This window comes from Paenibacillus macquariensis (assembly GCF_900156375.1).
Classification (GTDB): domain Bacteria; phylum Bacillota; class Bacilli; order Paenibacillales; family Paenibacillaceae; genus Paenibacillus_AQ; species Paenibacillus_AQ macquariensis.
Map to the genome: position 1 here is coordinate 26136 of NZ_FTNK01000014.1, position 16134 is coordinate 42269.

The following is a 16134-nucleotide window of genomic DNA, read 5'->3' on the forward strand; positions in this document are numbered from 1 at the left end:
GAGAAGAGATGTATCTATTCGTTATAAATAAAAAGTCCGGCAATGGAAACGGGTTCCGCACTTGGCTCAAAGTACGTTCCATACTTCAGTCACGTCAGATTCCGTACCGTTATATTTTCACAGAAAATTCCGATCAAGCCGTTCGCTTACTCACAGAAACGTTACAGCAACCACAACCTTGGCAAACTGTTGCCATTATTGGTGGTGATGGCACCATCCATAGTATCCTGCCTATTCTACAAGAAACTGGTATCCCATTAGCGGTTATTCCGGCCGGTTCTGGTAATGACACAGCTCGCAGCTTCGGCATTCCCTTCGACACGGTTGGTGCCTTAAATGTCTTACTTACAGGACAATCTCAGGCTATCGATCTCATTTCAACTTCAGGTACGCTAACTCTAACAGCACTTGCTATTGGCTTCGATGCTCAGGTTGCTGAGAACGTTAACCGTAGCAGCTATAAGAAATGGTGTAATACACTTAGAGCTGGCAAAGTCGCTTATATTATTGGAATTCTACATACCTTACTTACGTTCAGACCAGGAAGAGCCAGCGTTACCTGTGATAACGATACGACTACCTATGAATCCACCTGGATGACGGCTATCTCGAATGTACCCTCTTATGGTGGCGGGTTCAAGATCGCACCACAAGCCCTTCCGAGTGATGGTCAACTAGACATCTGCGTCGTTCATGGTTGTACTCGCTTACAGCTATTACGTCTGTTCCCCAGAGTACTTACGGGAAATCATGTCACCCTTCCATTTGTCACCATGTTACGTGGTCGAGTTATTTCCATCAATAACGAGCATCCAAGGCTAGCCCTTGGCGATGGCGAGAATATACCTCATCTTTCTTACGATTCTATACTATGCCCTAACGCCTTACAGTTGATGCTCCCACAACCGAAGTGAATCATGAATGAAATTAGTATCTACATAATTTGAATGACCATCCATGAGAAGATTGTTTCTTCAGGGGTGGTCCTTTTTTTCTAACACAAAAAGAGGCTTATCTCAGTAAGTCCAATTAGACCTTCTAGGATAAGCCCCCTATTCATTTACTTATGCGGTTTTGCCCGCTTCAGCACCTTTTAATCCATTAAAAATGAGATTCATCGCAATGGCTGTTACACTACCTGCAACGATACCATTATCCACGAGAATACGAGCCCAACTTGGTAATTGCGCAAATAGGTCTGGCACTACTGTAACACCCAGTCCCATACCCACAGAACATGCGATGATGAATAGATTCTCATATCGATTCAGATCCACTTGATCCCCAAGCATACGAATACCAGACGATACAACGAGTCCAAATAACGCGACCATTGCGCCACCCAATACAGACGGAGGAACTAACTGTGTAAGGGCCGCAATCTTAGGAACAAACCCGATAACAACCAGAATTCCACCCGCCACAACGATGACGTCACGTGTCTTGACACGACTCATTTGTACAAGCCCTACATTTTGAGAATACGTCGTATAAGGGAATGAATTAAACAATCCTCCGAGTATAATAGCTAAACCTTCAGCGCGGTAACCACGAGTCAGATCCTTAGAAGTCAGATCTTTATCAACAATTTTACTAAGTGCCATAAAGACACCTGTAGATTCAGCAATACTCACGATAGCAACCAGAATCATCGTCAATATGGCCGATGGATGAAAGGTTGGTGTACCAAAGTAAAATGGCTGTATACCATGGAACCAACTTGCTTCTCTAAGCGGCGTCAAATCAACATGACCGAACATGGCTGCCGCTAACGTCCCTACGACTAAACCAATTAGAACAGATATAGATCGTATAAATCCCTTTGTGAAACGGTTCATTAGAATAATAAACAACAGCACACCAAATCCGAGAGACAGGTTCAAGGGACTTCCAAAGTCAGCTGCCCCCTGCCCTCCTCCAAGGTCCGTTAATGCTACTGGAATAAGCGTCACACCAATGATGGTTACGACAGAACCGGTTACAACAGGCGGGAATATAGCAATCAACTTCCCAAATAAACCAGAGAATAAGAGCACAAAGATACCTGAAGCAATAATGGCTCCATATATAGCAGATACACCATACTGAAGTCCGATAGCGATCATTGGAGATACCGCCTGAAAGGCACAGCCTAACATCACTGGAAGTCCAATCCCGAAGTATCGATTCCCCCATACCTGTAACAATGTCGCCACACCACAAGCAAGCAAATCTATACAAATGAGATATGTTAATTGTTCTGAAGAAAGTCCCAGTTGTCCTGCCACTATTAGAGGAACAATGACTGCACCTGCATACATGGCAAGCACATGTTGGAGACCTAGTGAGAATGTTTGAAGTGGATTTCTATTTTTTCGAAAAATAGGCTCGTGTCCTTGTTCATGCTGTTGCATCTGTCTGTACTTCCCCCTAGATGTGATTGCCTATATGTTTAAGCTTCCTTTATATCTTCCTCTTCTACGAAAGTCACGGTCTCATTATCTAACGCCGCAACACGCACAAGAGATTCTACACGATATCCCGCATCTAATAGTAACTGACGTCCAGGTTGGAATGATTTCTCAATCACGATACCGATTCCTACAACCTTCGCACCTGCCTGCTCTACGATCCGAGCTAGTCCAAATGCTGCTTCCCCATTCGCTAAGAAATCATCAATGATTAACACACGATCATTAGGATCTATGAATTTCTTTGCTACTGTAATTTCATTCGTCTCTTGCTTCGTGAAGGAGTACACTTTCTCTACGTAAATGTCATGCTTAAGTGTTAATGACTTCTGCTTACGTGCAAAGATTAGGGGAACATTTAGCTCAAGTGCCGTCATAATCCCTGGTGCGATACCCGAAGATTCTATCGTTAGAACCCTTGTAATCGCCTCATCTTTAAACCGACTTGTGAACTCCTTGCCCACTTCTTTCATCAATACCGGATCCATCTGGTGATTCAAGAAGGAGTCCACTTTTAATACCTTATTACTCAGGACGATGCCTTCGGCTATGACTTTGTTTCTCAATAATTGCATCCTAGTATCCCCCTTAAATTATTATTCTTCTTAGATATCCTTATCATCACACAAAAAAAAAGAAAAGCCCCTTCACCACTGCTAGTTTTCAGCAGAGAATCGAGGACTTTAGATTAACAAATATACATACCAATCTGTGCTTCACAGTCAAATAAACTGATCACAATGATGGAACGGACAATATTATTAACCCGTAGTCCAATCATTTCGGTGATCGGGTAGAGACATGCAGGCCTATTCCTGCACCTATACGAGAATCATATAAATGTAACTTCGAAAGTATAACGCATAACATAGTATAAAATAAAGAGGAAAATGCTTACTGTTTTACTGTTTATTTTGAAAAAATTCCTATAAGAAATTGCTGAGAATGGTCTTGAGGTCTCTATCTTCCGTGTACTTCTCTTCACCCATATCCAACTCAGTAATTCTAATGGACTCATAATCAGCTGAAGGGTCAACGGGCTTAAACACTAATGAATTGGGATCAGATAGTACGACTACATAATCCATATCTTTAAACATTTCTATAAGTTGTTCATTGCCTGGTTGTTGATTCTCATTAAGAAAAATTAACCCCCGTAGATGCTTTAATTCTGCTTTATGTTTCACTTGAAAATGAACGAGACATTCCTTCATGTGATTATTCCTCCTTGACCTTCTAGTCATTATTTATTCAATGGCCTCAGCTTCTACTGTATCTTGTACTACACTATCTTTGTCATTACTACTCTTATCATTATTCTCCGTGGTTGAATCCATTCCGACATACTTGTTATAAATTAGTTCATAATGTGAACCATAACGTTCTGTTAGTTCATGACCTATGTCATTCTCCACTTCATATAAGACCATCTCCTGTGTGAAATGACTAAGCAGTAACTCCGTCATGACCGGATGAACGGTTACCATAGCCACCGAAGAGCAGTTCTCTCCACGCGTGCCAAGCATGCACCATGTACGATCAATAACGAATGAGAACTTACGTCCTGTACTCTCTGAAGGCTCCGTGGAGGATGAATCCCACCCGGGCCACAACATATGCCGACTCAAAGAAGTTTCTCCGCCATCCGTAGACCAGAGTAACTTCACACCCCTGCTCTCAGCTCGTTCTAATTCACTACGTAAAAGAGCGGCTTCCTCATGACACACATCAATGACAATTTCGCGCTCTGCACGCTCTAGTTCGTGAGTCAGTGCCGCTAGGATCTTCTCGTCTCCTTCAACAGAATAAAAAAGAGGCTGGTCTGTTACATTTCTTGGCATTTGACTCTCAACAAATGACAGCGATTCACGCATTTGACCGGAGATCATATGCGTTAACTCTTCTATCTTAAGCATGCTGTACCGAACAGGTTCCCCCTGACTACTATGTAGAAAGCCCTGTTGGGATAGACGTTGTAACGTAGTATACACATTGGAGCGAGAAACACCTAATCTTTTGGCCACCTCATACCCAGATGAAGGACCCCTTCCAGCCAATTCAACCATCACTTTGGCTTCCATCTCCGTAAATCCTAGATTTCGAAGATGCTGTAACAACTGTTCCATTCTCATGTCCTCCCAAGCTGCATGAACGTGTTCCATTTTCGAAACCATTTGTTAAATTATTATATCTATTGAACTAAAGTTAAATCTGTTCTGCACCACACCGCGGGCACCACTTTGATCCTAATTGTAGGTCTACTGCACAGATCTGACAACTGAAGGTTCCCACTGTTGCTACTGTTTCGTCTTCCACAACCGTTTCGACATTCTTATCGTTGTTCCAATGACGAATTCGACGGTCAAGCTCTAGTTGTCTCTCGCGCTCGCGCTCTAATTCTTCAGCTTGTCTGCGCTCTCTTTCAGCATCATGAGGCTGATCGTCAACACTCTCCACAGGTTCCTCTTTTTCATCATAATCAGGGTAGGCAGGATCTAATATTTTCAAATCTTCAGGCGGTATTGAGTTCTTCTCTGTATAAGTACTCTTTCCCTTCCTATGTTTCGACTCATTTTCCGACAATTTTGTGCCACAATGGGGGCAAAAGTTAACATCTAATGCCACAACATGACCACATTTACATAATCTTTCATTCTTCAACTCTGCAATACGCTCGCGAAGGTCGTCAATTTCTCCCCTCAGGTTATCACAAGCTCTCGACAACTTCACCATCTCTGTCTCTGCAACTCGCATGTCCTCAGCTTGATAACCTTCATAGAATACTTTCCCCATGCTTAAGAAATGGTCATCCATCTTATCCTCAATCTCAATAATCTGACCTTTTATTTTGTTCACTTCCACTATACTCTGAGCCTTACCTGTTGCACGATTAGCGCTATTCTTGATACGTTTCATAATATCCATAGATATATTTTCTCCTCTACTCTGTTAAATTACATTCATTTTCCCATCGTTTATTGCCTATAATAGCCCTATGATGTAGAGCAGGGATTATGCTTATTACTGTTAGAAAAAGGAATGCCTGTCTTCACCCTTGTCATTAGCGTTATAATAATATTACTGGTTCTATTTTTTGACGGAATTTAAAGCTAACTCTATCATACCAAATTTATATAGGGATTGTGAAAAGGGAAATCTCTCACAGTTATCGAAAGGAAGGCCGAAATTGCAACAACCAACCACTAGATATCAATCACATCCGGCCGGTGTGCCCTTATCCACACCATTACCACAGTCTGCATATGCTCCAACAACGACAAGCAAAGACCTTGTTCATTCATCTATCGATGATTCGTTCTACTTCCGTGCCCTCGAGAAAGAAGGCATTCATCTAAATGGTCCACAGATTGAAGCTGTGCGCCACGGTCAAGGCCCGTTACTCACTCTTGCAGGAGCTGGTTGCGGGAAGACTACTGTCTTAGCTGCACGGACTGGTTATTTAATTGCTGTACGGGGAGTTCCTGCTTCCCAAATCCTATTGGTGACTTTCACAAGTAAAGCAGCATCAGAGATCAAAGAACGAATTGCTCGTATTCCTAGTATTAAAGCTAGTGCAGTACGTGCTGTCCAAGCCCGAACATTCCATTCTTTCGGGCTTGCCTTGTTACGTCAGTCTGGACATCACGAGCAAATTCTCAGCGACTTTACAACTAGACATACGATAATGAAAATACTGTTACGTCGTCTAAAAGCAGGAGAAACGTATCAACCAGAGACGCTCCTCGCCGCATTATCTTCTTGGAAAATGAGTGGCGAGTGGCCAGTCGACCTCCCCTCTAACACAGAGGAGGAAAAGAAGATTAAGAATATTCTACTCGCATATGAAGAGTGGAAACAGGGTCGAAATCAATGGGACTTCGACGATATCTTGTTGCATACGTCTGCGTTATTAAATGACCCTCAGCAGTTAACAAAGCTCCAATCGCGATTCACTTATATGATGGTCGATGAATTCCAAGATACGAATTCCGTCCAATACGACATGGTACAGAAATTATCCGCGGGACACCGCAATCTGATGGTTGTAGGGGATGATGATCAGACCATTTACTCTTTTAATGGTGCACGTCAAGAATCTATTCTCGATTTCGATAAAGTATACCCTGATGCCACCATTATTGCCCTTCCGATCAACTATCGAAGTGATAGTCGTATTCTAGGTTTAGGTACATCACTTATTGCTCATAACGAATTTCGACGTCCTAAGCAACTCGTAGCTGCAGGATCTGTTGGATTACCACCTCACTATGCTTCTCCCGCTAATGTCGAGGAAGAGGCTGCTTTCGTGGCGGATCATTTAGAGGAACAAGTACGGCTTGAGAAGGTCACGTACTCAGAAATCGCAATTCTTCACCGTACTGCTGGTAGTAGCCGCGCCATGTTGGAGCAGCTATTGCTTCGGGGAATTCCTTTTGTCCAATATGGGAATAACACCGTATTCTATGATCAGACCTTAATAAAGACGCTCATGGACCACCTCAGACTATCTATGAATCCGCGTTGTAAAGAGGCCTTTCAAAGTACGCTCGGGCCACTTTATATCCCACGTGAAGATGGTATGAGCTATCTCGATGAACAAGAGAAGAGACAACCGAAGAAGTATCCACTTATTCATCTAACGCGTTGGGATCGTCTTAAACCATTCCAGCAAGACGCCGTCAAAGAAAGAATTCGATTGATTAAGAAGCTTACGACATTGAAACCTGTCTACGCGATTCAAGAAATGCGAAGACTCTTTTATGATAAATATTTGGAAGCCGGGGACCCCCTACTTCATACGCAATATAAAGAAACCATGATTGATAGTCTGGATGAACTTGAGAGCGCCGCTGCACAGTTTGGTACAGTTGAGCAATTCATAGCTCATGCAGATGAATTAACACTACGTCATCAGCAAATGGAAGCCATGCGTGATGGAGATGCCGGTGATGCTGTACAACTATTAACGATTCATCGTGCCAAAGGAATGGAATTCCGACATGTATATTGGATTGGGGCAAGTGAAGGAATTCTCCCGCACAGCACCGCATTGAAGGATCAAGTTACTCAAGAAATGAAAGTAACCAATCCACATAAGCTTGAATCTAGCCTAGCTAAAGCAGCGCTTGAGGAAGAACGACGTCTAGCGTATGTAGCCGTAACTCGGGCGAAGGAACGTCTTTATATTACTTCACCCCTTCAGCACCATGGCAAAGCTGCAGAACCATCACGGTTCCTCAAAGAAGCATTTGGTATTCTGAATACCAAATAGGCAACTTAGTAGAACTAAAAAAAGAGGATAAACTCCCCCATTATGGGCAGTTTATCCTCTTTTTTAGTGCTTCATTATCATAACCTCTAATAACTCCAATTTAACATCATTTCTAATCAGAGCTTTCGTGGATATTTTTGCTAATCGCCCTCTTGTTCAGGTAAAATAGAATCATCACCATATTACGAAGTATAGGAGATCACCCATTGAAAGAACATAAAGGTAGTCAACTTATGATAAACCCAATTCATCCACAGGATATAGGAACAAGGGAATTAGCCGACGAACTTTTACTCCAACTCAATGAGTGGAATAATGTTCCACTGTTATATCAACTTGCGCTAGAAGAGTTACAGAATAAGATTAAAGTCATCAAGACAGAACTGAAACAACTCAATGGTTACAGTCCTATTGAACATACTAAAGTAAGAATCAAAGAACCTAAGAGTATCTTGGACAAAATGAAACGTAAGGGCTGTGACCTTACCGTTGATAATATGCTGAACCTCATCCATGACATTGCCGGCATGCGCATTGTATGTGCCTTCGTCAAAGATATTTATCTCTTATTGGAGCACTTCAAACAGCGTAGCGACATTCAGGTACTAGAGGTAAAGGATTATATCAAAGATCCCAAGCCAAACGGCTATCAAAGTCTTCACATCATCCTAGCTGTCCCTCTCATCCTATTAGAAGGAACAAGGTGGATGAAGGTCGAGATTCAGATGCGCACCTTAGCCATGGATTTCTGGGCGAGTATGGAGCATATATTATTCTATAAGTATGAAAAGCAGGTACCTGCTCATGTACACATCGAGTTGAAAGAGGCTTCTGAAGCCGCTTATGCCCTTGATCAGAAGATGCTTAGAATTCAGAAAGAGATTCTATCTGATACAGCAAATTCAGAGTCAACGCTATTATCCCAATAAACAGACCCTTGGATATTAACTATTCATATAAAAAGAAGGCTGCATCCTAAGATTAGGAATGCAGCCTTCTTTTTAACGTATATACAATAGCTATCTCACGTGCTTATAGCTTAATAAATGCATTATCGAAATATTCTTCCACCGTTAATTTACTATTGGCAAGGTCTGGTGCTACGTCAGTTCCTACGTATCGAATATGCCACGGTTCATATATATACCCGGTCTTATCCTCAGCACCTTCAGGATAACGAATAACGAATCCATACTCTGGTGCATGTTCCGCTAACCACTTACCCTCCGTTGTTTCTCCAAAGGATTGCTCTAGTGTATTATCAACACTCGGACTGGATACATCTATCGATAGACCCGTTTGATGTTCGCTATTTCCTGGTACGGAACTAACACGAGAAGCTTCCTTCTCTCCCTTAGTACGAACATTATTCGCGAAAATCACCTTTTGTCGAGCATAAGAACGGTATCCAGATACAGCACGTAACTCGATGTCTTCTGACTCTGCTCTAGCAAATAACTTCTCTAAAGCCTCAGCAGCTTCTTTACGCATAAAGCGTTTCTCATTCGCTCCATCGAAAGAAAACTTAACATTGGGTTCTACAAGATCTTTAGGCTCGTAGCCATCAGGAAGACTACGCTGTTTGTTCACAATAACCGTTACTGCTTCAGGATTCGTTACGACAGATCGTCCGTCTTGCTCTTGAATGGTTGCTTGGAGTGAATTCTCACTTCGCATCGCCATAACGGGATCGGTAGCTTGTCCCTCAACAACTTCCAACTGATCCCCTTGACCGGCTGGACCCTGTAATGCTTGTCCTTCTTGTTGAGCAGACCCTGTATCGGAGTCACAACCAACAAGCATTCCCGACACTATAAGCACTGGGCCAAGAACGCGCAGCCAATGTCTCTTCTCCCATGTCTGTGATTTCATTGATGATTCTCCTTTATGTGAGTTCTTATATACTTATATCATACATCACAGGAACTGAAATCGCACCGACCATTACTCCCCAATAAATTGACGGCGACGTTTCTCAGATATATCTGATGTCTTTTTCATAATCATTTTCAGTGCCTTTTGAACGCCTAGCGATCCTTTTAACAGCGGAGTCCAATCATCGAGTTGATTCTCTCCATCTTCAGGTGGCGTAAGCTTGAGCGTGACTTCCCGAAAGAGTGGACCTGGCTCGTGAAGACGCCCTTGCTCTGCAGCCTCCGCTAGCCATTCGCCTGGGGAGGGACCGCTTTTCCCCTTTTCCTCTATCAAAGATGCCTCCACTCCGGCAAATTCCTTTGCTTTTGGAATGATCGCAGCCGACCATACACCAAATACCCCAGACAATAACTCTTTGCGAGGCAACCCCATAAGCGTTAATCTCATTACTGGATCAGCAGACAACTGTTGCTCTGCATATTTACGCACCGTTATCATCTCTTCACAGTTAGGATTCCCACAATGACATGTCGCTTCGTTCATCATCATGATATCCGTAGATGAAGGCAACAAATCAACAAGCCACATCGGAGTCTCCCCCTTCAAAAGAAGGTACAGATCATGAGCAGCATTCTGTAATTCTATAAGAATCTCTTGTTGAATGAGTGGTGAACATACCTCTACAGGTATGTTCACTTCATGTTTCTTCATTCCCGATAATTCATCTAGGGATCTGTTAACCGTCCCTATCAACAATCCTGGACGGACATCCAGTATGACCTCTGCCATCTCTGTCAAATGTATCCCTCCTAAGCTTCATCACATGTTAGAGCAACTCTTACACGTCATTAGAGTTACATCCAGTCCTCGCCTTGCAGTGCGATAAGATCCTTCAGATCCGCATCCGACATCTCCGTTAACCATGTCTCACCCGAACCTACCACTTGCTCAGACAGTGCCTTTTTATTCTCAATAAGTTCATCAATCCGCTCTTCCAAAGTACCTTGACAGATAAGCTTGTGCACTTGCACATTCTTATGTTGTCCAATACGGAATACACGGTCCGTCGCTTGATTCTCAACAGCAGGATTCCACCAGCGATCATAATGTAGTACATGATTGGCACGGGTCAGGTTTAATCCTACCCCACCTGCCTTTAACGAAAGTACAAAGAATGCAGACCCCTCTTGCTCTTGGAAAGTGTTTACCATCTCATCTCGTTCCTGTTTCGGTACTCCTCCATGCAGGAATGATGGAACTTTACCGTACCTTGCAGCAAGTCGTGAAACAAGTAGTTGTCCCATCGCCACGTATTGAGTGAAAATAAGGGCCGATTCGCCAATCTCCTCAATACTATCAAGCAGCTCGAGCAATCGCTCCATTTTACCAGAGGCCTCTTGTTTAGAGCCCCGACTATCTTCTTTACCGAGTAATTGCGGATGATCACAGATCTGCTTCAGCTTCGTAAGTGAAGATAAGACTAAGCCCTTTCTGGCAATCCCAGTCTCTTGCTCAATCTGCACCAACATTTGATCAACAACAGCCTGATACATCGCACCTTGTACATCTGTTAACGTACAGTAAGATTTAAGTTCAATCTTCTCAGGTAAATCCTTCGCGATATCCGGATCACTCTTCAACCTTCGCAACATGAAGGGTGCCACTAATCGATGAAGTTCCTGTAAGCGCCCCTGTTCATCATCTCCCGTATACCGATGTCTAAATGAGGATGAGGTTCCTAGATAGCCTGGATTAAGAAATTGAAAAATGGACCATAGTTCGCCCAATCGATTCTCTACAGGCGTACCCGTCATCGCGATACGATGAGGAGAAGACAATTTCATCACACTTTGAGCCTGCTTCGTCCGATAGTTCTTAATGTATTGCGCTTCATCCAATACAATGGTTGCCCATGATACCTGCGCCAGATCTACGCCATCTCTACCACATAAATGATACGTCGTAAGAATAACATCATATTCTGTGGCCTTGTTAATGAATGCTTCACCATGTAAGCGTCGATTCCCATGATGGATATATATTGATAAATCCGGAGCGAAACGTTGAAGTTCTCGCTGCCAATTCCCAAGTAATGATGTAGGACACACAATGAGTATAGGATGGGTATGCTCAACCATGCGCTCAAGTAGACACGTGATAACCTGAACTGTCTTACCTAGTCCCATATCATCTGCTAGACACACACCGAAACCTAGATCCCTCATGGCAGAGAGCCACTGATAACCCCGTTCTTGATATGGTCGTAACACGCCATGTAGAGATTCAGGAATCGGGCGAATAGGCACCTTCCGAGAACTACTACCTTCGAGAAGGGAAGATAACATACCTACCGTTTCCATTCCCATAACGGTTAGGCCCTTCCACATCCGCTCATCGCTATCTTCAGCAGTTAAGTGCATCCAGTCGGATATTTCCATCTGGCCTTTCTCATGCTTCTTAATATATCGCATAACCTGACGAATCTCTTTCAGATCGACTTCAATCCATTCGCCGCGGAACTCTGCATATGGAACATCAGACTCTGCCAATTTAGTCATTTCTTCAAGTGTAAGTGTTATGCCACCGAGCGCGGCTTCCACTTCAAATGAGACTAAGTGATCCATACCCAATGCGACCGGTATCCCCACTCTGCTGTCTGTTTCAGCTGGCTGTACCATTTTTAAAGACAACCCAACGCGTCGTTTTTCCTTACTCCAGCGTGAAGGCAACTGAACAGTAACTCCTGCTGAAGTGAGTAGCGGAACAGATTCACGAACAAAGGCAAAGAGTTGTTCTGGCGTAAGCTCCATTCCAATCGGTGCAGGACCCGTCAGAGCATTACTAATCTCAAATGATACTGAAGCTGCTTCCCCAAGAGCCATTAGAAGTTGTTCTTGAACCGCTTCATAATGTCTCCCACGCACCTCCAAGTTCGTTTCCTTTCTACCCCATATATAGTTTGAAGGTAGCCAAGTTCCGTAATCGTCTTGAATTTCTGCCCAAAAGGAAACATACCATCGCTGTTCTTCCTCTAGAAGTCTTGGCTCCATGCGTAGTCCTAAATTCAGGCGGCCAATCTGCCGAGCTTGCTCCTCCTCGCTTCCGATCACAGGAATGGAGGTACCACCAATAAGGGACGCAGTTTTCGTCAGTTCTTCAATTTCATCAGGAGATCCTTGTACGGAAATATCGCGACTTACCGTCAAGAGCCCATCCCACCACAATTCTGAAAGTGGAGAATAACCTCTTCGATAATTAGCCATATATTTAGATAGCTTAGCTTCTAATCCTTGTATCACATCTTTAATTTCCGTATGAATTACGGCACTTAGGAAGGAATGCAACACAGCAGCACCCGCTTCTTCTTTGGTTTCGAAGCCCCCGAATGCGGGCACACCAAATGCAAGTGGTGGCATCGAAGCAGCAAGCTGTAAGAAGATCTCTGCTTCGTGTTTATCCCTTAATTTAGGTTTCCAACGAGATGTCACGACCTGTTCGCCCGTCCGTCTACGTGTACCCGTTGTGACTAGGGGCGCCGTTCCAGGAGATATCCGACCATGAAGCATCAGCTCCAATGCGAACCTTGCCACCTTCACCCAGTAGCTCATTTCAGGGCCAGGTTGTATCCCTCTCGCTAAACAAGTCTCGTCGTCCCATGCAAGGAGCATAAAGAATGCATCCTGTGGCGAAAGAGCAAGCCCCTCTAATGTCCGGCCCATGAGTTGGCGTCTTTCTCCCCTTCTGTTGCTTGCCTTAGGGTTCGCACTAGAAGAAGGGTACCTTAATTCTGCCAACCTAAGAACAGCATTCGCAAATGGACGTACTCCACCCTTCCATTCAAACTGTTTAACTACACGGCTCCAAGCATCTACCTTTGGTTCAGACACTTCACCGGAAAAACAAAAAAACACTTCGCCTAACCATACGCCATATAGCGGTTGATTCATCGTTGTCTCCTGTCGTTTCACTGCTCACATATTTTAATTACATCTTATACGAAAAGGGAATACTTAAAAACCTCTTCACTTTCGGAACATAAACCAAATTATTCCCTTTTTCCTCAGATCTAATTACAATAATGCTACTTTTTATTACCTGACTAATAATGTAAAAAAACCCACCCCAAGTTTACTCTCCAAAGGTGGGTTTGTGGACTTTAGACACAAAACTGGGAACGACTTATTTTGATTTATCAATGTAATTTAACTCCAATTACCACTGTTTATCATACCATACAGATACAAACAATAACAACCAAACCACAATTACCTCTTAAATACTTTTTTCAAATTACCCACACCTATCTTTCCAGCTCTTTCATCTTCATAAAAAAACAGGACAAGTTGAGTACTTTTATAGTAAAAATGGGTATAGCTTTAACGAAGATACTTAACTTCAATGAAAGCAAACCAATGTTATTTAATAAGGAGGTTATATATATGCTGAAAAGAAACCCTTATAAGTGGTGGAATCTTATTGCATTTCTAGCGATGATCGCCGTGAATGTACTCGCCAACACCACACTTATTGGAGGAAGAAGAACAAGCGATGTATCCGATATGTATCCTACTTTGCTGACGCCTGCTGGGTACGCTTTTACCATCTGGTCTGCCATTTACATTCTCTTAAGCGGATTTATCTACTATCAACTCAGAAGGAATAATGAGAGCAGAGATTCCGTACAGTGCATTGGCATATGGTTCATTATCAGCTGCATTTTTAATATGGTATGGCTCTTTTTATGGCAGTATCTCTATATTGAACTATCCGTGATAGCCATGTTATTCCTGTTAATATCTTTGATGATCTTGTATACACGCACACGGCGTATTTCGTATCCTACACAAGGGGAATTTTGGTTCATCAAACTGCCCTTCATCCTATATCTAGGATGGATCAGTGTCGCGACAATATTAAACATTTCAATATCTCTTACCAAAAATAACTGGGCTGGATTCGGACTAGATGATACCACTTGGGCCATCATTATGCTCTGTGCTGGAGCACTAATTGCTATCTTAGCGAGCTACCCCTATCGCGATAGCGTATTCCCTTTGGTATTTGTATGGGCCTACATTGCCATCGCAGTGAAACAAACAAACGTTGAGTATGTCTTCAGTGTTGCATACATACTAGCTGGTGTCCTATTCCTTTATGCGATCTATCTGTTTTTTGTCCGGAAACGGACAAAAAACGGTATGAACTTTCGCCGCTGAATAAATTTATTTACATGAGCCATTTATCATACAAAAAAGCTGAATTACGCGATTGATTCGCGCAATTCAGCTTTTTGTATAATTCGTAAAATTCACACTATGTCTTTAACGCATTATTTCTTCAAAACGACCGCTTCGATCTCAACTAAAGCGTCTTTGGGTAGACGAGCTACCTCTACAGCACTACGTGCTGGGAACGGTTGTGAGAAGAATGAGCTATAGACTTCATTCATTGCAACGAAATCATTCATATCTTTAAGGAAGACCGTTGTCTTCACGACTTGATCCATTCCTACGCCTGCAGCTTCTAGGATCGCTTGTAAGTTAGTTAGAGATTGACGTGTTTGCCCTTCAATACCTTCTCCAAATTGTCCAGTCTCTGGGTTAAGGCCCAATTGACCTGATGTGAAAATAAATCCCCCTGCTTCGATCGCTTGGCTATATGGTCCGATAGCTCCTGGAGCAGATTCTGTTGAAATGACTTGTTTGCCCATTGTTTATGTCCCCTTTTCATTCAATTCATATTCGTATTAAAACATCACTTTAACAGCATTATTGTACCAGCCCCACGACATAAATAACATCATTAGGATAAATATGTACCCCCGTCGGACCCATCAACGCAATACTCACCATGGCGCTTGCGACCACCTCTGCCGGTATTGCCCGGTATTTAGCCGCCTTCCCACGAAATAGAAAGTCGAGAGATGTCATGAGCTTTGCACTTATTGCCTCAGCCATGCGCTTATTGTCACGTTCTCCAAGTATTAACGATGGTCTAAATAAATGCACTGCTGGAAGCCCTACCTTAGAAACGGCGTCCTCCACCTCACCTTTGATCCGATTATAGAAAATCTTGGACATAGGATCTGCCCCCATAGCCGATACCATTAGGAATTGGCGAACTCCTGCGGCATGTGCTAATTGAGCAGCAACTAGAGGATATTCGAAATCCACCTTGCGAAATTGTTCTTGAGATCCAGCCTTTTTGATTGTAGTACCCAAACAACAGAATACATCTAGTACGTCCTCGAACAACTCCTGATGTTGATCCAACGTATCCCAATCCACTAGAATTTCCTTAAGCTTCGGATGTTGTATACCTAGAGGCCTCCTGACAAGTACCTTTACAACATCGTATTCAGCCCGATTCAATAGTTCATTCACTACGAACCCACCCACTAATCCTGTAGCACCTAATACAATGGCCTGAAACCCCATAGAAACCTCCTGAAAGTTATTGCATAGTTTAATCTTCTTGGGAATTACTTCGCAATAACTAGCATCGGAAGCGTAATCTTAAGTTATTAGAGCGTTACTT

General features: G+C 43.0%; 14 protein-coding genes and 1 riboswitch. Of the genes, 4 read left to right on the forward strand and 10 right to left on the reverse strand.

The annotated features are described in order from the left end of the window. Positions 1–8 precede the first annotated feature (8 nt). A complete protein-coding gene (locus BW961_RS20955; protein WP_068591895.1) occupies positions 9–914 on the forward strand; it encodes a diacylglycerol/lipid kinase family protein in 906 nt (301 codons plus the stop codon). A gap of 150 nt (positions 915–1064) precedes the next feature. Here BW961_RS20955 and BW961_RS20960 read toward each other — a convergent pair whose 3' ends face one another. The 5 genes from BW961_RS20960 to BW961_RS20980 all read right to left on the reverse strand — a co-directional run bounded on the left by BW961_RS20960 (position 1065) and on the right by BW961_RS20980 (position 5375). Beyond that, on the reverse strand, positions 1065–2393 hold the full coding sequence (locus tag BW961_RS20960; RefSeq protein ID WP_068591897.1) for a nucleobase:cation symporter-2 family protein: 1329 nt from the start codon (positions 2391–2393) through the stop codon (positions 1065–1067). A gap of 38 nt (positions 2394–2431) precedes the next feature. Then, complete coding sequence (locus BW961_RS20965; protein WP_068591899.1) at positions 2432–3025, reverse strand: xanthine phosphoribosyltransferase; 594 nt, start codon at positions 3023–3025, stop codon at positions 2432–2434. A gap of 174 nt (positions 3026–3199) precedes the next feature. Beyond that, positions 3200–3299: riboswitch (purine riboswitch) on the reverse strand. A 77-nt stretch (positions 3300–3376) separates the two neighbouring features. Then, positions 3377–3664: a hypothetical protein gene (locus BW961_RS20970; protein ID WP_068591901.1), complete on the reverse strand. Its 288-nt coding sequence runs from the start codon at positions 3662–3664 to the stop codon at positions 3377–3379. 33 nt (positions 3665–3697) lie between these two features. Next, positions 3698–4576 carry a TrmB family transcriptional regulator gene (locus BW961_RS20975; RefSeq protein WP_068591903.1) on the reverse strand — a complete coding sequence of 293 codons (879 nt, stop codon included), beginning with the start codon at positions 4574–4576 and terminating at the stop codon, positions 3698–3700. A gap of 79 nt (positions 4577–4655) precedes the next feature. Further along, entirely contained in the window at positions 4656–5375 is a 720-nt protein-coding gene (locus BW961_RS20980) for a zinc ribbon domain-containing protein (protein ID WP_068591905.1), read from the reverse strand. A 262-nt stretch (positions 5376–5637) separates the two neighbouring features. On the opposite strand from BW961_RS20980, the gene BW961_RS20985 reads away from it, so the two are divergent. Both BW961_RS20985 and BW961_RS20990 read left to right on the forward strand, forming a co-directional pair. Further along, positions 5638–7722 (forward strand): ATP-dependent helicase, encoded by a 2085-nt coding sequence (locus tag BW961_RS20985; protein WP_068591906.1) that lies wholly within the window; start codon positions 5638–5640, stop codon positions 7720–7722. Positions 7723–7928: 206 nt separating this feature from the next. After that, a complete protein-coding gene (locus BW961_RS20990; protein ID WP_244556012.1) occupies positions 7929–8651 on the forward strand; it encodes a GTP pyrophosphokinase in 723 nt (240 codons plus the stop codon). Positions 8652–8754: 103 nt separating this feature from the next. On the opposite strand, the gene BW961_RS20995 is transcribed toward BW961_RS20990, so the two are convergent. The 3 genes from BW961_RS20995 to BW961_RS21005 form a co-directional block, all read right to left on the reverse strand. Next, positions 8755–9594 carry a M15 family metallopeptidase gene (locus tag BW961_RS20995; RefSeq protein WP_068591908.1) on the reverse strand — a complete coding sequence of 280 codons (840 nt, stop codon included), beginning with the start codon at positions 9592–9594 and terminating at the stop codon, positions 8755–8757. 72 nt (positions 9595–9666) lie between these two features. Next, positions 9667–10395: a hypothetical protein gene (locus tag BW961_RS21000; protein WP_068591910.1), complete on the reverse strand. Its 729-nt coding sequence runs from the start codon at positions 10393–10395 to the stop codon at positions 9667–9669. Between the two features lie 56 nt (positions 10396–10451). After that, positions 10452–13544, reverse strand: coding sequence for a DEAD/DEAH box helicase (locus tag BW961_RS21005; protein ID WP_068591912.1), 3093 nt, complete (start codon positions 13542–13544; stop codon positions 10452–10454). Positions 13545–14036: 492 nt separating this feature from the next. Here BW961_RS21005 and BW961_RS21010 point away from each other — a divergent pair, with 492 nt between their 5' ends. Then, on the forward strand, positions 14037–14813 hold the full coding sequence (locus tag BW961_RS21010; protein ID WP_068591915.1) for a tryptophan-rich sensory protein: 777 nt from the start codon (positions 14037–14039) through the stop codon (positions 14811–14813). 113 nt (positions 14814–14926) lie between these two features. Here BW961_RS21010 and BW961_RS21015 read toward each other — a convergent pair whose 3' ends face one another. Further along, entirely contained in the window at positions 14927–15307 is a 381-nt protein-coding gene (locus BW961_RS21015) for a RidA family protein (RefSeq protein WP_068591917.1), read from the reverse strand. Positions 15308–15365: 58 nt separating this feature from the next. Further along, positions 15366–16034: an oxidoreductase gene (locus BW961_RS21020; RefSeq protein WP_068591919.1), complete on the reverse strand. Its 669-nt coding sequence runs from the start codon at positions 16032–16034 to the stop codon at positions 15366–15368. Positions 16035–16134: the final 100 nt, after the last annotated feature.